Annotated in this window: 20 protein-coding genes and 2 tRNA genes; 6 read left to right on the top strand and 16 right to left on the bottom strand. The window is 58.3% G+C overall.

All coding sequences use genetic code 11. From position 1 onward, the window contains the following. Window positions 1-70: 70 nt before the first annotated feature. Window positions 71-1,363, bottom strand: coding sequence for an O-acetylhomoserine aminocarboxypropyltransferase/cysteine synthase family protein (locus BMY44_RS08280; protein ID WP_089992650.1), 1,293 nt, complete (start codon window positions 1,361-1,363; stop codon window positions 71-73). A gap of 88 nt (window positions 1,364-1,451) precedes the next feature. Here BMY44_RS08280 and BMY44_RS08275 point away from each other — a divergent pair, with 88 nt between their 5' ends. Next, window positions 1,452-1,865: a VOC family protein gene (locus BMY44_RS08275; protein ID WP_089992647.1), complete on the top strand. Its 414-nt coding sequence runs from the start codon at window positions 1,452-1,454 to the stop codon at window positions 1,863-1,865. A 3-nt stretch (window positions 1,866-1,868) separates the two neighbouring features. Here the strand turns inward: BMY44_RS08275 and BMY44_RS08270 are convergent, their stop codons facing one another. Then, complete coding sequence (locus BMY44_RS08270; RefSeq protein WP_089992646.1) at window positions 1,869-2,870, bottom strand: hypothetical protein; 1,002 nt, start codon at window positions 2,868-2,870, stop codon at window positions 1,869-1,871. 82 nt (window positions 2,871-2,952) lie between these two features. Here BMY44_RS08270 and BMY44_RS08265 point away from each other — a divergent pair, with 82 nt between their 5' ends. After that, window positions 2,953-3,465, top strand: coding sequence for a hypothetical protein (locus BMY44_RS08265; RefSeq protein ID WP_089992643.1), 513 nt, complete (start codon window positions 2,953-2,955; stop codon window positions 3,463-3,465). Window positions 3,466-3,493: 28 nt separating this feature from the next. Here the strand turns inward: BMY44_RS08265 and BMY44_RS18190 are convergent. Then, window positions 3,494-3,577, bottom strand: a tRNA-Tyr gene (locus BMY44_RS18190). Window positions 3,578-3,836: 259 nt separating this feature from the next. Between BMY44_RS18190 and rlmB the strand changes: the two genes are divergently transcribed. Together rlmB and BMY44_RS08250 are read left to right on the top strand one after the other, a co-directional pair. After that, entirely contained in the window at window positions 3,837-4,613 is a 777-nt protein-coding gene (rlmB, locus tag BMY44_RS08260) for a 23S rRNA (guanosine(2251)-2'-O)-methyltransferase RlmB (protein WP_089992640.1), read from the top strand. A 507-nt stretch (window positions 4,614-5,120) separates the two neighbouring features. Next, complete coding sequence (locus BMY44_RS08250; RefSeq protein WP_089992634.1) at window positions 5,121-5,588, top strand: CoA-binding protein; 468 nt, start codon at window positions 5,121-5,123, stop codon at window positions 5,586-5,588. A gap of 16 nt (window positions 5,589-5,604) precedes the next feature. Here the strand turns inward: BMY44_RS08250 and BMY44_RS08245 are convergent, their stop codons facing one another. Beyond that, on the bottom strand, window positions 5,605-5,910 hold the full coding sequence (locus BMY44_RS08245) for a phosphoribosyl-ATP diphosphatase (protein WP_089992631.1): 306 nt from the start codon (window positions 5,908-5,910) through the stop codon (window positions 5,605-5,607). After that, window positions 5,907-6,668, bottom strand: coding sequence for an imidazole glycerol phosphate synthase subunit HisF (gene hisF / locus BMY44_RS08240; protein WP_089992629.1), 762 nt, complete (start codon window positions 6,666-6,668; stop codon window positions 5,907-5,909). Before hisF ends, BMY44_RS08245 begins: the two co-directional genes overlap by 4 nt. Before the next feature lie 83 nt (window positions 6,669-6,751). Here hisF and BMY44_RS08235 point away from each other — a divergent pair, with 83 nt between their 5' ends. Continuing rightward, window positions 6,752-7,189, top strand: coding sequence for a DUF302 domain-containing protein (locus tag BMY44_RS08235; RefSeq protein ID WP_089992626.1), 438 nt, complete (start codon window positions 6,752-6,754; stop codon window positions 7,187-7,189). Here the strand turns inward: BMY44_RS08235 and BMY44_RS08230 are convergent. Together BMY44_RS08230 and hisA are read right to left on the bottom strand one after the other, a co-directional pair. Continuing rightward, window positions 7,186-7,551 (bottom strand): hypothetical protein, encoded by a 366-nt coding sequence (locus tag BMY44_RS08230; protein ID WP_089992624.1) that lies wholly within the window; start codon window positions 7,549-7,551, stop codon window positions 7,186-7,188. The genes BMY44_RS08235 and BMY44_RS08230 overlap by 4 nt on opposite strands. Beyond that, window positions 7,548-8,264: a 1-(5-phosphoribosyl)-5-[(5-phosphoribosylamino)methylideneamino]imidazole-4-carboxamide isomerase gene (hisA, locus tag BMY44_RS08225; RefSeq protein ID WP_089992622.1), complete on the bottom strand. Its 717-nt coding sequence runs from the start codon at window positions 8,262-8,264 to the stop codon at window positions 7,548-7,550. The genes BMY44_RS08230 and hisA overlap by 4 nt, the downstream gene beginning before the upstream one ends. Window positions 8,265-8,395: 131 nt before the next feature. Here hisA and BMY44_RS08220 point away from each other — a divergent pair, with 131 nt between their 5' ends. After that, window positions 8,396-8,788, top strand: coding sequence for a DUF2147 domain-containing protein (locus tag BMY44_RS08220; RefSeq protein ID WP_089992620.1), 393 nt, complete (start codon window positions 8,396-8,398; stop codon window positions 8,786-8,788). Window positions 8,789-8,846: 58 nt separating this feature from the next. Here BMY44_RS08220 and BMY44_RS08215 read toward each other — a convergent pair whose 3' ends face one another. The 9 genes from BMY44_RS08215 to BMY44_RS08175 all read right to left on the bottom strand — a co-directional run bounded on the left by BMY44_RS08215 (window position 8,847) and on the right by BMY44_RS08175 (window position 16,880). Continuing rightward, window positions 8,847-9,323: a lytic transglycosylase domain-containing protein gene (locus tag BMY44_RS08215; protein WP_089992617.1), complete on the bottom strand. Its 477-nt coding sequence runs from the start codon at window positions 9,321-9,323 to the stop codon at window positions 8,847-8,849. A gap of 42 nt (window positions 9,324-9,365) precedes the next feature. Beyond that, window positions 9,366-9,998 (bottom strand): imidazole glycerol phosphate synthase subunit HisH, encoded by a 633-nt coding sequence (gene hisH, locus BMY44_RS08210; RefSeq protein ID WP_089992615.1) that lies wholly within the window; start codon window positions 9,996-9,998, stop codon window positions 9,366-9,368. After that, complete coding sequence (gene hisB / locus BMY44_RS08205) at window positions 9,995-10,582, bottom strand: imidazoleglycerol-phosphate dehydratase HisB (protein WP_089992612.1); 588 nt, start codon at window positions 10,580-10,582, stop codon at window positions 9,995-9,997. The genes hisH and hisB overlap by 4 nt, the downstream gene beginning before the upstream one ends. Window positions 10,583-10,690: 108 nt before the next feature. After that, window positions 10,691-10,987 carry a protealysin inhibitor emfourin gene (locus BMY44_RS08200; protein ID WP_089992610.1) on the bottom strand — a complete coding sequence of 99 codons (297 nt, stop codon included), beginning with the start codon at window positions 10,985-10,987 and terminating at the stop codon, window positions 10,691-10,693. A gap of 51 nt (window positions 10,988-11,038) precedes the next feature. Then, window positions 11,039-12,127, bottom strand: a complete 1,089-nt coding sequence (locus BMY44_RS08195; protein WP_089992607.1) for a M4 family metallopeptidase — start codon at window positions 12,125-12,127, stop codon at window positions 11,039-11,041. 150 nt (window positions 12,128-12,277) lie between these two features. Next, window positions 12,278-12,352 (bottom strand) — tRNA-Gly (locus BMY44_RS08190). A 102-nt stretch (window positions 12,353-12,454) separates the two neighbouring features. After that, entirely contained in the window at window positions 12,455-12,841 is a 387-nt protein-coding gene (locus BMY44_RS08185; RefSeq protein ID WP_089992604.1) for an MAPEG family protein, read from the bottom strand. Between the two features lie 74 nt (window positions 12,842-12,915). Continuing rightward, complete coding sequence (locus tag BMY44_RS08180) at window positions 12,916-13,440, bottom strand: DUF2314 domain-containing protein (RefSeq protein ID WP_089992601.1); 525 nt, start codon at window positions 13,438-13,440, stop codon at window positions 12,916-12,918. Then, window positions 13,437-16,880 carry a pyruvate carboxylase gene (locus BMY44_RS08175; protein ID WP_089992598.1) on the bottom strand — a complete coding sequence of 1,148 codons (3,444 nt, stop codon included), beginning with the start codon at window positions 16,878-16,880 and terminating at the stop codon, window positions 13,437-13,439. The genes BMY44_RS08180 and BMY44_RS08175 overlap by 4 nt, the downstream gene beginning before the upstream one ends. Between the last annotated feature and the right edge of the window lie 24 nt (window positions 16,881-16,904).

Here is a 16,904-nt window from a genome sequence, read left to right as displayed (position 1 = left end):
ACTAACTAGCGCAGTTTCCCGCGCAGGCCAAGGAGTTTGCCCGCCGGATCAACCGGCGGGCAAGGCACTATCAGGCTGTCGCCTTGGACAGCGCCTGATCAAGATCGGCGATAAGATCGTCGGCGTCTTCGATTCCAATGGACAGACGCACGATATTCGGACCGGCTCCTGCGGCCTCTTGCTGTTCAGCCGTCAACTGGCGATGGGTCGTCGAGGCCGAGTGGATAATCAGCGACCGCGCATCGCCAAGGTTGGCGACGTGGCTGAAAATCTCAAGACTATCAACGAGTTTGATACAAGCGTCATAGCCACCCTTGACCGCCACAGTGAACAGCGCGCCAGCACCGCGCGGGCAAAGTTTCTTGCCAAGCTTGTAGTAAGGCGAACTTTCCAGCCCGGCATAGGTGACGTAATCGATGCGGTCATCCGCCTCCAGCCACTTGGCGATCTTTTCGGCGTTCTCGACATGGCGATCCATCCGCAGCGACAGTGTCTCGATGCCCATCAGCGTATAGTGTGCCGCCTGCGGGTTCAGAGTCATGCCCAGATCGCGAAGACCGATTGCGATACCATGGAAGGTGAAGGCCAATGGGCCAAAGGTCTCGGCAAATTTCATGCCGTGATAGGCAGGTTCTGGCTGGGACAGGGACGGAAACTTATCGTTCGCGGCCCAATCGAATTTGCCGCTGTCAACGACACAGCCACCTGTCACGGTGCCATTGCCGGTCAGATATTTCGTAGTCGAGTGAACGACCAGCGTCGCACCATGTTCGATCGGGCGGACAAGATAGGGGGTCGCTGTCGTGTTATCGACGATCAGGGGGATACCCGCCTCGTCAGAAATTGCGCTGATGGCATCAAGATCGGTGATATGGCCGCCCGGATTCGCAATGGCCTCGCAGAAAATCGCGCGGGTGTTGTCGTCGATGGCATTCGCGACAGCCTTGTGATCGTCCATATCCACGAACTTGGCCGACCAGCCAAAGCGCTTGATCGTCTGGCTGAACTGCGTGATCGTCCCGCCGTAAAGGCGCGACGAGGCCACGATATTCATCCCCGGTTGCATCAAGGGAAACAGTGCCATGATCTGCGCGGCATGGCCGGACGAACAGCAGACGCCGCCGACGCCACCTTCCAATGTTGCAATGCGTTCCTGAAGCGCTGCAACAGTCGGATTGGTCAGGCGCGAATAGATATAGCCGACCTCTTGCAGATTGAACAAAGCGGCGGCGTGATCGGCATCACGAAACACATAAGCCGTGCTTTGATAGATCGGCACCTGGCGCGCGCCAGTCGCTGGATCGGGGCGTGCGCCCGCGTGGATTTGCAATGTATCAAAACCGTAGGATGGTCCGTCGGTCATGGTAGTTCCCCCTTGGAAAGTTGTTGAGCGCAGGTCTAGATGGTTTCGAATGCAGCCTCAACGGCTGACCTGCAAATGAGGAAACAACATGCCACACCCGTTCCATTTCGCTTTCCACGTTCGGGATTTGGACGAAGCACGGGAATTCTATTCCGACGGGCTCGGCGCGGCAGAAGGTCGGTCGTCCGACACATGGGTTGATTTTGATTTTTTTGGTCACCAGCTCAGCCTCCATCTGGGAGAGCCGTTCGCGAACGCGCCGACCGGCAAGGTGGGGGACCACATGGTGCCGATGCCGCACTTCGGGGTCGTGCTGCCCCTGTCGGACTGGAATTCCCTCGCAGGTCGGCTGGAAGAGCGCCAGACAGATTTCATCATCGCCCCCTCTGTGCGTTTCAAGGGGGAACCGGGTGAACAATGGACGATGTTCTTCCGCGACCCGTCAGGGAATCCGATCGAAGTGAAAGGCTTTGCGGACAGCGCCGGAATTTTCGCGCAATAGCGCCTAGCGCATCCAGAAACCGGCAGATTTGATCTTGTTCCGGATTTGCTGTTCCTTCACCGGCAGGTTGTCACGGTCGAACATATCACGCACCTTGCGGCCGCGCGCCTGATAGATCATGCGCTTGAACGGCTCGTATTGCTTGAGGTGCTTCTTGATCTTGTTGGGCGCGGCGACAGCTTCCATCGTATTGACGGGGTGATCTGCCTCGCGAGCGTAAAACAGGGGCAAAAGCCTGTAATGGCAGGTCACGTCACCATCAAGACCCGACAGTTCAGGCCCCGGACGCCCGCCGCCAAGCGCGTGAATCACCAGCGGTAGAACGATTTGGTCAAGCCACGGATCAAGCGGTTGGATTACCATTTCCGGGGTCGGACTGTCGCGCACGGAAAGTGCGTAATCAAGGAACAGCGCGCCAAAGACAGCCGGATCAGCCCCGAAAAACCACCCGGCGTTGAAGTAAAGATAACGTTTCCAGTATTCGTCAGGCTGCGACAGGTCGAGCGTGCTTTCGAATTCGAGCCCGAACTTGTCATAGAGCGATTTCCAGATCGCGGTGTAGCCGGGCCAATAAAGCTCTTCGACGGGCCAGGTCCCTTCGCGTTTCATCGATGCGGCAGGTTGCTCGAAATCGAATGTTACTGACATGATGTCACCAACGATGACAGTGTCCGTATCAAAAAAGACGAAGGGTTCGCCGGGCGGTAAGGTAGTCAACCCTTCGATTTTGTTACCGTAGGGATAGCTCTCACCAAAGTGCTTGCTTTCAAAACCAACGACTTCCGCGCCCATGCTTTCCAGCAAGGCGCGGATGTCCGACGACATGCGTGGGTCCTTGCGCCACAGCGGGCCGGGCTGGGGTTCGGCCACGATCAAACGGCCGTCGAACGTCGGTGACATTTCGCGCAAAGAGGCCACAAACAGCACGGCTTCGTACTGCAACCGTCCGCCCTGACCGACGATCATGATGTTGAAAGGCTGGCGTGATGCCTTTTTTCCCGCCATAGTTTCACTGCCCCACGGATATTTTGGGCAGAGTATAAGGGGGCCGCAACTTGTTGACGACACCGCATTTGCAGGAGCAGATATGTTTGATCTTTATGTGCCATTTCTGATCGGAACCGCCATGGGCATCTCGCCGGAAGAAGCGGCATCTGTGGCGGAACCAGCGGCCATTGTGGTCATGGAAGGATCAAACAACGACGCAGCCACCCGCGTGCCGGAAGAACAGATTCCGCTGGGCAAATACACCACAGCGCTTGAGGTTAAGCCGATCCTTGGCATGACGAAATCGAACTGGGTGGCCGTGCGTGATTTCAACGGGCAGGACTTGCTCTACTTTACGCATCTTCTGGCATGGCGCTGCGGGATGTGGGACATCAAGTATGGCCTGAACGGAGAGGACGCGACGCAAACCGTGCCGATGGAGCCCTGTCACGAAGACCTCGCCGCGCCGAATTCTCTTGTCGAAATCGAAGACTATCTGCCCTACGTCACGCTGCCTGCAGGATCAGTAGAGTCTGTCTATGTGGAAATCACCTATGACGACGGCACAACGGATTTTGCGCGGTTCAATCGCAACGACATCGCGATCCCCTGACAGCGCATGTTTCGCTGATGTGTGAAAGTGGTGGGCGACCCTGGAATCGAACCAGGCGTGCGTCTCCGCGAGGGAGTTACAGTCCCCTGCCACACCTTGCGGCCTGTCGCCCACTGGCGTGCTGATTAGCGGCGGGGGCAGGGGGCGTCAACTGGAAATGTCCGCAAGATCGGCTGCAATCCCGACGGACCAAGCAGGACCAACCACAGTCTCATTCCGGGACTGGCCAAGAGATATAAGATCACGCATTCCTACCCACTTTTCGACAAGTATCGTCCTCTTGATGATCCCGCTGGCCTTCACACTGGCGATGGTGTCCGGTATCGCGAACGTGTACGCGCGCTTAATGCGCCTGACAGGATGGTGACGGCATGAAAAAGCCAAAGTGGGTTGTGGCCAAGGAACAGGCCAAACGGAAATCGGCAGCCGAAACGGTCTGGCTGTTTGGTTTGCATGCGGTGCGCGACGCGCTGCAAAACCCCAAGCGCGAAAAACTGCGTCTGGTCATCACCAAGAACGCGTTGGACAAGCTGGCCGATGCGGTAGCGATAGCCGGAATCGAACCTGAAATGTCCGACCCGCGCAAATTCGCTGCCCCGCTTGATCCGCAATCGGTCCATCAAGGGGCAGCACTTGAGGTCAAGGCGCTGGATTGGGGATCACTGCAGGACATCGCCCTTGGCGACGGCGCGATGCCGCCGCGCATCGTCATGCTGGACCGCGTCACCGATCCGCATAATGTGGGGGCTGTGCTGCGCTCTGCCGAAGTGTTCGGTGCCCGCGCCGTCGTCGCAATGAGCCGGCACGCAGCGCCAGAAACCGGGGCCTTGGCAAAAACCGCGTCCGGTGCGCTGGAACGGCAACCCTATCTGCGGGTGCGCAATCTGGCCGACGCCATCGCTGAATTGCAAAAGCTGGGCTATATGGTGCTAGGCCTTGATGGTGAGGCCGAGATGTCGATCGCCACCGCACTTGAGGGCAAGAAGGACCGCGCTGTTGCACTGGTAATGGGGGCCGAGGGGCCGGGATTGCGCGAAAAGACACGCGAAACCTGCGATCAACTGGTGAAAATCGACGTAGTCGGGCAATTCGGGTCACTCAACGTTTCAAATGCGGCGGCAGTCGCCCTATATGCATCTCAAAGTTAAAGAGACGAGAGATTCATGCCGGCGACCAAAGTTGCAACCTGTTGTTTTTGCGGCACCCGCGCTGCGCTTGTCTTGCGCGGACGCGAGCGCCACGAGTTGGCCTGCAACTCCTGTGGTGCACCACTAAGCGAAATGAAGCAGCTGCATCCCACGCGCCCGTCAGCAACGACGCCTGCACGCCCAGTGCAAAGACAACGTGTTGTTCCTTATGATTCTCATGACCGCTGGTCGGGATCACGCAAGAAGAAACGAAAGTCGCTGAAACGGCGGCTTTTCAGCGAAGTGCTCGACCTGATAGAAGATATCATCGACTGACCGGGTTCTAGTTAACGGCCTGTTCACATTTTCCTGATGAAGTCTTCCGGGAACACATATCGTTCTTATCTGTTATTCATGGAAGCGGGTTCATTGGAACTGATCCGCTTTGACACTGTCCCTCGTTCCAACACTACGCGTCCAGAGTTCCCCCCTCTGGGCGCGTTTTTTCTTATCAGCTAAGCTCGTGTCATGACCTATTCGGATGCTTTCCTCAAAGATGTGCTGCAGCGGGCCAAAACCGTTGCTGTCGTAGGCGTTTCGGCCAATCCCGTGCGCCCCAGCTATTTTGTCGCCCGCTATCTGGGGCTGCGCGGATACCGGGTGATTCCGGTGAATCCCGGCATTGCGGGACAGACGCTCTTGGGTGAAACGGTCTATGGCGACCTTGGCGAGGTGCCGGATCGTGTCGATATGGTTGATATCTTTCGCCGTTCTGACGCCGTGCCACCGATTGTCGACGCTGCTTTGGCACGCTGGCCGGACCTGCAGACAATCTGGATGCAGATCGGTGTCATGCACGCAGAGTCGGCAGCAATTGCAGAAGCTAAGGGGGTGACCGTCATTCAGGACCGCTGCCCAAAGATCGAATATCAGCGCCTGTTCGGAGAGTTGCGCATGGGCGGTTTCGCGACAGGTGTGATTTCGTCCAAACTCTGATCAGACAGGCTGGGCGCTACCGGTTCGCCTTTTCCACAAGTCCAGATGTGCCTTGCCGCTTGGCCAGCACGTCCAACACATCTGCCAGATCGACATCACAGGCGCTCAGCATGACAAGCAGATGGTAAAGCACATCCGCCGCTTCTGATGTAAGCCGTTCACGGTCGCCCTTGACAGCTTCGATGATTGCTTCGATGGATTCTTCACCGAATTTCTCGGCACATTTCTCTACACCCTGTGAAAGCAACTTGGCTGTCCAGCTGCTCTCGGGATCGGCCGTCTTACGGGATTGAATCGTCGCGGCAAGTTCGTTCAGCGTCATTGCAACCTCACAGGAATTCCGGCGTTAGCCATATGCTGCTTGGCCTCTGCGATGGTGTAGGTGCCAAAGTGAAAGATCGACGCAGCCAGCACCGCTGATGCACCGCCTTCGGTGACACCTTCGACAAGATGATCAAGTGTGCCCACGCCGCCTGATGCAATGACCGGCACATTGACGGCATCGCTGACGGCCTTGGTCAACGGCAGGTTGAACCCGGTCTTGGTGCCGTCACGATCCATCGAGGTCAGCAGGATCTCTCCGGCCCCTTTTGCCACGACCGTGCGCGCAAACGCGACGGCGTCGATTCCCGTCGGTTTGCGGCCGCCATGGGTGAAAATCTCCCACTTGCCGGGGCTGACGGTTTTCGCATCGATCGCCACCACGATACATTGGCTGCCAAAGCGCATCGCGGCTTCTGCCACGACGTCGGGGTTGGCGACGGCGGCGGAATTGAAACTGACCTTGTCGGCACCCGCCAGCAAGAGATCTCGCACATCATGATGCGTGCGCACGCCGCCGCCGATGGTCAGCGGCATGAAACATTGTTCAGCCGTGCGCGTGGCCAGATCAAACATTGTGCCACGGTTTTCATGGGTGGCTTTGATGTCCAGAAAGCAAAGCTCGTCCGCGCCGGCGGCGTTATAGGCGATAGCCTGCTCGACCGGATCGCCAGCGTCGATCAGATCGACGAAATTCACGCCTTTCACGGTGCGCCCTTCGGCAACATCAAGGCAGGGGATGATCCGGGTCTTCAACATGGCGTGAGGTTTAGGCGGATTGCCGCGAAAGGGGAAGGGGGCTGTGCTATGCGTTTGATCTGAACACAAAGGAGTCCGTGTCTATGAAATACGTCCTGACCGCCGCGCTATTGGCATTTTCCACCCCTGTTATGGCCGAAGATATGATGAAACCATCCCCAATGTCCGTGTCCGAAACGATCGACGGGCTTGTTGCTGCGGTCGAAGGGGCCGGTGCCACAGTCTTTGCCCGCGTCGACCACACGGCTGGTGCCGCCTCGGTTGATAAGTCGATCCCCGACGCACAGCTCCTGATTTTCGGAAATCCCGCGCTTGGCACGCTTGCGATGGAAGAAGATCTGCGCGCCGGGCTGGTGCTGCCCTTGCGGGTACTGGCCTACGCCGATGCAGACGGGAACACGCAAATGCGTTGGACACCGGCAGAGGACATGTTCGCAGGCCTCGATGTTTCGGATGACGTCATCGCCAAGGTCAACGGCGCGCTGAACGGGTTGACCGACAAGGCACTGGGCGCGAACTAGGCGTCCGGGTCCGGCGGCAGGGCAAGCAGCGATGTCAGCCCTGCGGCCGAAAACAGGATCACGCCATAGATGATGCCCACCAGATAACTCAGGATTGCCAACCCGTTGACGAGGTTTGCGACGCCGTCCGAGATCACCCTGCACTGATTGTAGCTGTAAAGCGCGCTCCCTTCGCAAAAGTAAGGCGGAAGGACAGCGACAACCAGCACGATGAGCAGCCAGGCCCCCCAGAAGACAGCACTGCGGCGCAGAAGCTTTGACAGCCAGCCAATCATCGTTAGCCGTGACCAGAGATAGGCCAAACCGCAGACCAGAATCACGGGTCCATAGACAAAGAAAAAGGCCTGCGCGACACCACTCATTTCAATAATGACAGCGCCTCTGACAGATCAATCGCACCGTCATAAAGCGCACGGCCCGAAATCGCGCCAGCAATCACGCCGGTGTCTTTCAGCGCCTTCAGATCATCCATCGACGACACGCCGCCCGAGGCAATGACCGGAATATCAACGGCCCGCGCCAGCGCTTCGGTCGCGGCAATATTCGGGCCTTTCATCGCACCATCACGCAGAATATCGGTATAGATGATGGCCGCGATGCCTGCATCCTCGAACGATCTTGCAAGGTCCGTCACCTGCACATCGGTTTCTTCCGCCCATCCACGAGTGGCAACAAACCCGTTGCGCGCATCCAGGCCGACAGCAACCTTGCCGGGAAACTCGCGGGCTGCCTCGCGGACAAGGTCGGGGTTTTCGACCGCGACGGTGCCAAGGATGACCCGTGCCAGCCCTTTATCGATCCAGCGGGCGATTGTGGCCATGTCACGGATACCACCCCCCAACTGGGCGGGAACAGGGCACGCCTTCAGAATAGCCTCGACAGGGGCGGCGTTTACGGGCTCACCGGCAAAGGCACCGTTCAGATCGACAAGATGCAACCACGAGCAACCAGCGGCAACGAATTCCTTGGCCTGCGCAGCGGGATCGTCATTGAAAACGGTGGTCTGATCCATGTCACCATGCACAAGGCGCACAGCCTTCCCGTCTTTGAGGTCAATGGCGGGATAAAGGATCATCGGTCAGGCCTTTCGTGTGTTCGCCATCTTTTGCCCCGACACCGGATCGGATGCAACCGACCCAACGTTACGGTTGCCTGACGCGAGGCGCGAGGGCAAAGATTTTCCATCACTCTAGGGAGGAGTAAGAGATGAAGAAGATTCTACTGGCCTTGGTCGCCATCATCGGATTTGCAGGTGCAGCGACAGCACAGGATGCCGCAGTCGGCATCTGGCAGACAGAGGTCGACGACGGGTCGTTCGCCCACATCCAGATGCAGCCTTGCGGCAGCGCGGTTTGCGGTAAGATCCAGCGCACGTTCAACGCTGATGGGTCCGAATACCAGTCGCCTAATATCGGCAAGCAGATTGTGATCAATATGGTGCCGAACGGTGACGGATCCTATGACGGTCAGGTGTTCCGCCCGTCCAACGGCAAGACATACATCGGCAAGATGACAGTATCCGGCAATTCCCTGCGTCTGCAGGGCTGTGTTGCCGGCGGCCTGATCTGCGCCAGCCAGAACTGGGTGCGTGCGGGCTAAGCATTCCCCAGATTGACAACGCAAAGGGCCGTGCAGATCGCACGGCCCTTTTTCGTTTTCAGCAGCGTTCGCGATCTGCAAGGCCGGTGGCGACCAGCAGGCATTTGTCGCGCGCGGCATAGTAATAGCCACGGGCATACCACTGCACGGCCTCGGCTTCGTCACCATCCGCCACCAGATAGGCACCACGCAGATAGCGCCCGGCGTAAAGCAGGTTGGTTTCGGCATCCAGCAACTCGCGCGGGCTGCCGGTAAAACCCATCGACCGCGCCGTCGCTGGCAGGATTTGCATCAGTCCGTAATAGGGTCCGTTGCGGGCACCGGGGCGATAGTCGCTTTCGCGTTGAATGACGCGATGCAGCAGGCTTTCGGGTATGTCATGGACCTTGGCGTATTTCTTGACCAACGCCCGCATCTGAGGCGTTTCGCCGGGATTAAGGGCAACCGCCGCCGGCGCGGATGCTTCAACGACCTCGGCCCGTGGACTACACGCAGCAAGGGCGACGAGAACTGTAATAAGGATGTGTTTTTTCATGGTGGCCGCAAGCTGGCCAAAAAGGGCGAAAAAGGCGAGTCCCTAAGGGGCCCAACGCAGGAAATTGCCGATCATGCGCAAACCGGCGGACTGGCTTTTTTCCGGGTGAAACTGCGCACCAACGATATTGTCACGGGCCACCATCGCGGTCACGGCGCCGCCATAAGCCGCATGTGCCAGAACATCAGCCGGATCAGTGGCTTGCAAGGCAAAGCTGTGCACGAAATAGGCATGATCGCCAGTTTTGACGCCGTCCAGAACCGGGTGCGGGCGGTCAATCACAAGGTCATTCCAACCCATGTGAGGCACCTTCAGATTGGGGGCCGCGATCGGCAGAATATCGCCTGCGATCCAGCCAAACCCGGGGGTCGGTTCATACTCGTGGCCCGTCGTGGCTAGCATCTGCATACCGACGCAGATGCCGAAGAACGGTACACCGCGTCTCTCTACCGAATCGATGATTGCTTCGGCCAGTGCGGACCGGCTGAAAAGCGCGTCGCGGCAGTGTGGAAAGGCCCCGTCACCAGGCAACACGATACGGTCGGCCTTGGCTACCACATCGGCGTCAGACGTTACGACGACGGGCCCCGCATCCACCTCGACGGCCATGCGTTCAAACGCCTTTTGCGCCGAATGCAGATTGCCGCTGTCATAGTCGATCAGGACAGTGGTCATAGGCTGCCTTTGGTGGACGGTATCGCATCCGCCTTGCGCGGGTCAGTCTCAACGGCTTCGCGCAAAGCACGGGCGACCGCCTTGAACGCTGCCTCGGTGATGTGGTGGGCGTTGAAACCGTGCAGCTTGTCGATGTGCAAGGTAATCCCGCCATGGGTGCTGAACGCCTGAAAGAATTCGCGCACCAGCTCTGTGTCGAACGTGCCGATCTTGCCGTAAGGCAGATCAAGGTTGCAGATCAGGTAGGGCCGCGCAGACAGATCCAGCGCACATCGGACCTGCGCGTCATCCATCGCAAGTTGACACGATCCATAACGCCGGATGCCCTTCTTGTCGCCCAACGCGGTCGACAATGCCTGGCCTAGCGCAATTCCCACATCCTCCACCGTGTGGTGATCGTCGATGTGCAGATCACCCGTGGCACGCACCTCCATATCAATCAGCGCATGGCGCGACAGTTGATCCAGCATGTGATCGAAGAAGCCGACACCGGTCTGGTTGTCATAGACGCCTGTGCCATCAAGATTAATGGTCACGGAAATATCCGTCTCGGCGGTCTTGCGGGTAATCGTGGCGGTGCGCATGGGAAACTCCGGCTTGTGTTGCGGCCTTATAGGCAGCAGCAGCGCACACGCCAAGTGGCCGCGCACAGGTGGGCGTGGTCAGAGGCTTCCGCGCCACGTTGAGCGCGGCTATCGCTTGCGGGGCAGGGCGTCGATCATGTCCAGCATCGTGGGCGGTATCTGTGTTTCATCCAGCTTGAAATGATGGGCACCGGAGTCATCGGTAACAGTGATGTCATAGGTGATCGTATCGGCACGGCCCGCAGGCGGGGCCTTTCCGGCGATCTCTGCCAGGGCGCTCGGGGCGAAAGCCGCACATATGCGATCATGTTCCGGTTGCGGCAGATCTTCGACGGTGGCCAGCTTTGTCATGCCCGCAGCCTGAAGCCCGCCAAAACCGCCGCTTGTGCTAATTTCTATCATCATCGCAAGACACCCCGCTACTGTCAGACCGCATCCCATGTCAAAACCCTACTGTCAGATATCAATGCCAACAAGGTTCCAGGCACGCCGCAGCATCATCATCTCATAGCTGCCCGCACCATAAAGTTCGATAGAGGCGTCAAGCGTCTGCGCAGCCCAATCGCCAAAGGTCGCATGGGGATTGTTGATCTTCTGCAAGGCCTTGTACCAGATCTGTCCGGGGCGTTCCCACGCATTGCCACCCAGATACATGCAGTAAAGGTAAAAGGCGTGGTTGGGGATGCCCGAATTAATGTGGACGCCACCGTTATCAGACGTCGTGTTGACGTAGAAATCCATGTGATAGGGCTGCGGATCCTGTCCCAGCAACGCGTCCGAATAAGCGGTGCCCGGTGCTTTCATGGACCGCAAGGCAACACCATTTATATTGGGGCCAAGGATACCTTTGCCGACCAGCCAGTCGGCCTGATAAACGTCCTGCCCCTGACTGCGCTGCTGGGTCATCGCGCCGAACACATCGGCGTAACTTTCGTTCAATGCGCCCGACTGGCCCTGATAAATCAGGCCGCCCGAATGCTGGACAACACCGTGCGAAATTTCATGGGCGATCACCGAAAGCTCTGTGAAGGTCTGGAAGATTTCCCCGTCGCCATCGCCATAAGCCATCTGCTCGCCATTCCAGAACGCGTTGTTGTAATTGCGCCGGTGGTGGACGGTCTGCACGATGGGCATGCCGAAACCGTCGATGGAATTGCGGTCGAATTCTTCGGAATAAAGGTTGAACACATCACCGGCCCCGTCATAGGCGCGGTCAACCTCCTCATCGCCAGTTGCAGCGTCGCCTTCGCCGCGGACCAGATTACCCGGCAGTGCAGCTTTCTCGTCGCCGTCATGAACACGCCGGTCACAGGTGTGGGCATCCGCTGCGCCCAACGCAAGCGCGCGTGATACGAAAGTTCCCGCACCGGCTGCGGTCGGCACGACGCCAGACCCGCTGTGGGCGGCGCGATCCTCGCGGACCGAGTCGGACACCTTCATGAGGCTTTCCGCCATCTTGCGGACAGATTTGTCGCCACGCAGCATCATCACGTCAAGCATATGGGGCGGTACGATACAATTAATCGGGTTATGGCACATACACATGGGCCTTCTCCTTGAAATGAAAAAATGGATTCAATGAATACCGCCAGCTTAGCATGAAACGGGCAAACCGCATAGAAACAGGGTCGGAAAAGCAAAAGGCCGCCCAAGGGCGACCTTTTCTTGCTGACGAACCGGGTATGTCCGTCTGATTGGAGCGGGCGATGAGATTCGAACTCACGACCCTAACCTTGGCAAGGTTATGCTCTACCCCTGAGCTACGCCCGCATCCGTGAAGGCTGATCTATAAAGTGTTCCGCCGCCGCGCAAGTGCAAAATTGCGCTGAATGTTCATTTTGTGGCCGCGGCCCGCGCGATCCCGCCAATCACTTAGAACAAGCGGTGGAGCAGTAGGCCAATTGCAGCGACAAAAATCATCCCCGTCGTCAGCAACATGCCGTAGACGCGGAAAGCCATCACTGGACGCTCTCCCCAAAACCCGACCGCATGCAAAAGACGTCCGGCAAGCAGCGCCATTCCCAGCACAATCGTCGCGACAGCGGGGGCACCGGCCATTTCGACAAGGGCCAAAAGGATCAGCCCAAGCGGGGCGTATTCGGCACAATTGGCCTGCGCGCGCACGCGGGTCTCAAGCGCCTTGTCACCATGATCACCTAGCGAAATCAACTTGGCGCGCCGATAGGCGATCACATGAAAGCTGAGTGCGAGAAATAAAAGCGCGATCAGCGCGGCGAAAACGGATGTGATGGGAAGCATGGTCAATCCTGTAAAGCGTGCAGGGCGACCATGTCATGCACAGGTCGCGATGCAACCCGTCCGGCAAAGTTTCTTCAGCGCAACCAGTCCGTCGGGACGGGCGGGTCGATGAACCGCGCCTTGTAGTGATTCTGCTCGCTCTGGCTCAGCCTGCTGATTACGACCCGCGTCGTGTAATCTCCGTAGAAACGCCCGGCACCCGCGTCGAGGTTCCAGTCCACGATCATGTCGTAGTCAAACGTCACCTGATCGCCGGCATTCAGGCCCGGCATGGCTTCGGGCTGATTGGCCAACAGACCAACGAAATCGGCCCGATCCAGCCTCAGGAACGGGCCGACCCAGATATTCTCGTTGTCGAAATTCCCGCCGCTGACAGGGAACCGCACTTTCACGTATGCGCCTCGCGGGCCAAAACCGTCGGCATCCAGCGCGTTGTTCAAAAACAACGGCAATGACTTGCGTGCCGCCGTGATGGCCGAGTTCATTTCCGGATCATTGGCGTCAAACAGAACGGTGGGATCGGGTTCCGGCAGGACCTCCGCGCCAGCCGCAACAGGCAAGGCAAGAGCCAACCCAAGGACCAACGCACGTGCAATCATTCGAATTCGACCAGCAAATCTTTGGCGTCGATTTGACCACCCGCCGTGATATGGACAGCCTTCACTGTTGCGTCCCGTTCGGCATGAATGCCGGTTTCCATCTTCATCGCTTCGATGGTCAACAGCAGATCGCCTTCCTTGACCTTCTGCCCGGCCTGCACGCCGACCGTAGCAACAACGCCCGGCATCGGCGCACCAATGTGGTTTTCGTTGCCCGGTTCCGCCTTCGGCCGTGTGACCTTGTCAGCGGCGGCGAGGCGGTTCTTGACACGGATTGCACGGGGCTGGCCGTTCAACTCGAAAAAGACCTTGACCTCGCCGTCCTCGTTCATGTCGGAAACAGCCTGCAGGCGAATTTCCAGCGTCTTGCCGGGGTCGATTTCCGCAACGATTTCCTCGCCCGGTTCCATCCCATAAAAGAACGTGCGCGTGGGCAGGGTACGTACGGGGCCGTAAATGCGGTGACGCCCCATGTAATCAAGAAAAACCTTGGGATACATCAGATAGCCATTGAGGTCCTCGTCATCGATCGCCTTGCCTTCCAGAAGGTCGGTCAACTCCGTACGCTTGGCGTCCAGATCGACGGGCGGCAACGATTTGCCGGGGCGTTCCGTGATCGGCGTCTCGCTTTTCAGCACTTTCTTCTGGATCGCTTTCGGCCAGCCACCAGGGGGTTGGCCCAGCGCGCCGCGCATCATTTCGACAACCGAGTCGGGGAAAACAACGTCGGTCTTGGGGTCTTCGACATCCGCGCGGGTCAGGTTCTGGCTGACCATCATCAGAGCCATATCACCGACAACCTTGGAGGATGGCGTCACTTTGACGATATCGCCGAACATCTGGTTAACATCGGCATAGGTCTGCGCGACCTCGTGCCAGCGTTCTTCCAGACCCAGACTGCGCGCCTGCGCCTTGAGGTTGGTGAACTGCCCGCCCGGCATTTCGTGCAAATAGACTTCGGATGCAGGGGCCTGCAGCCCGCTTTCAAACGCCTTGTAGTGTTCGCGCACCTGTTCCCAATAGTTGGAAATCTCGCGGATCGCCTTGATATCAAGGCCGGTATCACGATCCGTGCCTTTCAACGCCTCGACAATCGACCCCAGCGTCGGCTGAGACGTATTGCCCGACAGCGCATCCATCGCCCCATCGACGCAGTCAACGCCAGCGGCAGAGGCAGCCAGTACCGTGGCAATGGCCGCACCGGATGTGTCATGCGTGTGGAAGTGGATCGGCAAGCCGACTTCTTCCTTTAATGCCGTGACAAGCGCTGTCGCGGCGGCGGGTTTGAGCAATCCGGCCATATCCTTCAGGCCCAGCACATGGGCACCGGCTGCCTCAAGATCCTTGGCCATACCGACATAATATTTCAGATCATACTTGGACCGGTCCGGGTCCATCATATCGCCTGTGTAGCAGATGGTGCCTTCGCAGACCTTGTTGGCCTTGATCACAGCGTCCATCGCAATCCGCATGTTTTCGACCCAGTTCAGGCTGTCGAACACACGGAACACATCGACACCGGAAACGGCGGCCTGCCGCACGAATTCCTGCACCACGTTGTCGGGATAGTTGGTGTAGCCGACGCCGTTCGAGGCGCGCAGCAGCATCTGCGTCATGATATTGGGCATGTGCGCACGTATATCGCGCAGACGTTGCCAGGGGCATTCCTGCAAGAAACGATAGGCTACATCGAACGTCGCACCACCCCAGCATTCCACGCTGAAAAGCTGGTTCATCTTTGTCGCGTAGGCGGGTGCCGCGTTGATCATGTCGATCGACCGCATCCGTGTGGCCAGCAAGGACTGATGGCCATCACGCATCGTCGTGTCCGTGATCAGCAGCTGTTTCTGATCGCGCATCCAGTCGGCGACAGCCTCCGGGCCGAGATCGTCCAGAATGTTGCGTGTGCCATGCGGAATGTCCTTGGTCGGCTTGACAACAGGTCTGGGCGGCTTCACATCGGCCGCTGGCAAGGCGCGACCTGCGGTTTCCGGATGCCCGTTCACGGTAATATCCGCGATGTAGGTCAGGATCTTTGTCGCCCGATCCCGACGCTTGGAAAACTTCATCAGATCAGGCGTCTCGTCGATGAACTTCGTGTGGTATTCATTGTTCAGGAACGTCGGATGCTTCAGCAGATTTTCGACAAAAGCGATGTTGGTGGACACCCCGCGTATCCGGAATTCGCGCAAGGCACGATCCATCCGGGCAATAGCCATTTCGGGCGTCGGGGCGCGGGCGGTGACCTTGGTCAAAAGCGAGTCGTAATAACGTGTGATGACCGCACCGGAATAGGCCGTGCCACCGTCAAGGCGGATACCCGGACCTGTGGCGCTGCGATACATCTGGATGCGACCATAGTCGGGGATGAAATTGTTCTGCGGGTCTTCGGTCGTGACACGACATTGCAAGGCGTGCCCGTCAAGTTTGACGTCATACTGGGACGCACAGCCCGTGGCCTCGACCAGCGATTTGCCTTCGGCAATCAGGATCTGGGCGCGCACGATGTCGATGCCTGTGACTTCCTCGGTGACAGTGTGTTCGACCTGCACGCGCGGGTTCACCTCGATAAAGTAGAATTCACCACTGTCCATATCCATCAGGAATTCGACGGTACCCGCGCATTCATAGTTCACGTGCTGGCAGATCTTCTTGCCCAATTGGCAAAGCTGTTCGCGTTGCGTGCCGGACAGATAGGGGGCAGGGGCGCGCTCAACGACCTTCTGGTTGCGGCGCTGCACCGAACAATCACGCTCCCACAAATGGTAGATCGCACCATGGCTGTCGCCAAGGATCTGCACCTCGACGTGGCGGGCGCGCATGATCATCTTTTCAAGATACCCTTCACCGTTGCCGAATGCGGCTTCGGCCTCGCGACGGCCCTCGCGCACTTTTTCTTCCAGTTCGTCCTCGGACATGATGGGGCGCATCCCGCGACCACCACCACCCCATGATGCCTTGAGCATCAGGGGATAGCCGACCTTCTTGGCCTCTTTCTTGATCGCGGCCATATCCTCGCCCAGCACTTCGGTGGCAGGAATGACGGGCACGCCGGCCTCGATTGCCACCCGGCGGGCGCTGGCCTTGTCACCCAACTGGCGCATCGTCTTGGCTTTGGGACCAATGAAGGTGATGCCGTTGTCGGTGCAGGCATCCACGAAATCAGGGTTCTCGGACAAAAGACCATAGCCCGGGTGGATTGCATCGGCCCCGGACATCTTGGCGACACGGATGATTTCCTCAATCGACAGATACGCGGCGACAGGTCCCATGCCCTCGCCGATGCGGTAGGCTTCATCGGCCTTGAAGCGGTGCAAACCCAGCTTGTCCTCTTCTGCAAAGACCGCGACGGTTTTCTTTCCCATCTCGTTGGCGGCGCGCATGATGCGGATTGCGATTTCACCGCGGTTGGCAATGAGGATTTTCTTGAAGTCGGCCATGGCAGTCCCTTTTGCAGTTGCAGC

The organism is Cognatiyoonia koreensis (assembly GCF_900109295.1).
In the GTDB taxonomy this organism is placed as follows: Bacteria; Pseudomonadota; Alphaproteobacteria; order Rhodobacterales; family Rhodobacteraceae; genus Cognatiyoonia; species Cognatiyoonia koreensis.
Note: the sequence above shows the minus strand (reverse complement) of the source record. Positions and strands in the feature narration are given on the sequence as shown.

Coding starts and splice junctions, on each gene's coding strand:
- BMY44_RS08280 (WP_089992650.1), bottom strand. CDS start 1,363: ATGACCGACGGACCATCCTACGGTTTTGATACATTGCAAATCCACGCG.
- BMY44_RS08275 (WP_089992647.1), top strand. CDS start 1,452: ATGCCACACCCGTTCCATTTCGCTTTCCACGTTCGGGATTTGGACGAA.
- BMY44_RS08270 (WP_089992646.1), bottom strand. CDS start 2,870: ATGGCGGGAAAAAAGGCATCACGCCAGCCTTTCAACATCATGATCGTC.
- BMY44_RS08265 (WP_089992643.1), top strand. CDS start 2,953: ATGTTTGATCTTTATGTGCCATTTCTGATCGGAACCGCCATGGGCATC.
- rlmB (WP_089992640.1), top strand. CDS start 3,837: ATGAAAAAGCCAAAGTGGGTTGTGGCCAAGGAACAGGCCAAACGGAAA.
- BMY44_RS08250 (WP_089992634.1), top strand. CDS start 5,121: ATGACCTATTCGGATGCTTTCCTCAAAGATGTGCTGCAGCGGGCCAAA.
- BMY44_RS08245 (WP_089992631.1), bottom strand. CDS start 5,910: ATGACGCTGAACGAACTTGCCGCGACGATTCAATCCCGTAAGACGGCC.
- hisF (WP_089992629.1), bottom strand. CDS start 6,668: ATGTTGAAGACCCGGATCATCCCCTGCCTTGATGTTGCCGAAGGGCGC.
- BMY44_RS08235 (WP_089992626.1), top strand. CDS start 6,752: ATGAAATACGTCCTGACCGCCGCGCTATTGGCATTTTCCACCCCTGTT.
- BMY44_RS08230 (WP_089992624.1), bottom strand. CDS start 7,551: ATGAGTGGTGTCGCGCAGGCCTTTTTCTTTGTCTATGGACCCGTGATT.
- hisA (WP_089992622.1), bottom strand. CDS start 8,264: ATGATCCTTTATCCCGCCATTGACCTCAAAGACGGGAAGGCTGTGCGC.
- BMY44_RS08220 (WP_089992620.1), top strand. CDS start 8,396: ATGAAGAAGATTCTACTGGCCTTGGTCGCCATCATCGGATTTGCAGGT.
- BMY44_RS08215 (WP_089992617.1), bottom strand. CDS start 9,323: ATGAAAAAACACATCCTTATTACAGTTCTCGTCGCCCTTGCTGCGTGT.
- hisH (WP_089992615.1), bottom strand. CDS start 9,998: ATGACCACTGTCCTGATCGACTATGACAGCGGCAATCTGCATTCGGCG.
- hisB (WP_089992612.1), bottom strand. CDS start 10,582: ATGCGCACCGCCACGATTACCCGCAAGACCGCCGAGACGGATATTTCC.
- BMY44_RS08200 (WP_089992610.1), bottom strand. CDS start 10,987: ATGATGATAGAAATTAGCACAAGCGGCGGTTTTGGCGGGCTTCAGGCT.
- BMY44_RS08195 (WP_089992607.1), bottom strand. CDS start 12,127: ATGTGTATGTGCCATAACCCGATTAATTGTATCGTACCGCCCCATATG.
- BMY44_RS08185 (WP_089992604.1), bottom strand. CDS start 12,841: ATGCTTCCCATCACATCCGTTTTCGCCGCGCTGATCGCGCTTTTATTT.
- BMY44_RS08180 (WP_089992601.1), bottom strand. CDS start 13,440: ATGATTGCACGTGCGTTGGTCCTTGGGTTGGCTCTTGCCTTGCCTGTT.
- BMY44_RS08175 (WP_089992598.1), bottom strand. CDS start 16,880: ATGGCCGACTTCAAGAAAATCCTCATTGCCAACCGCGGTGAAATCGCA.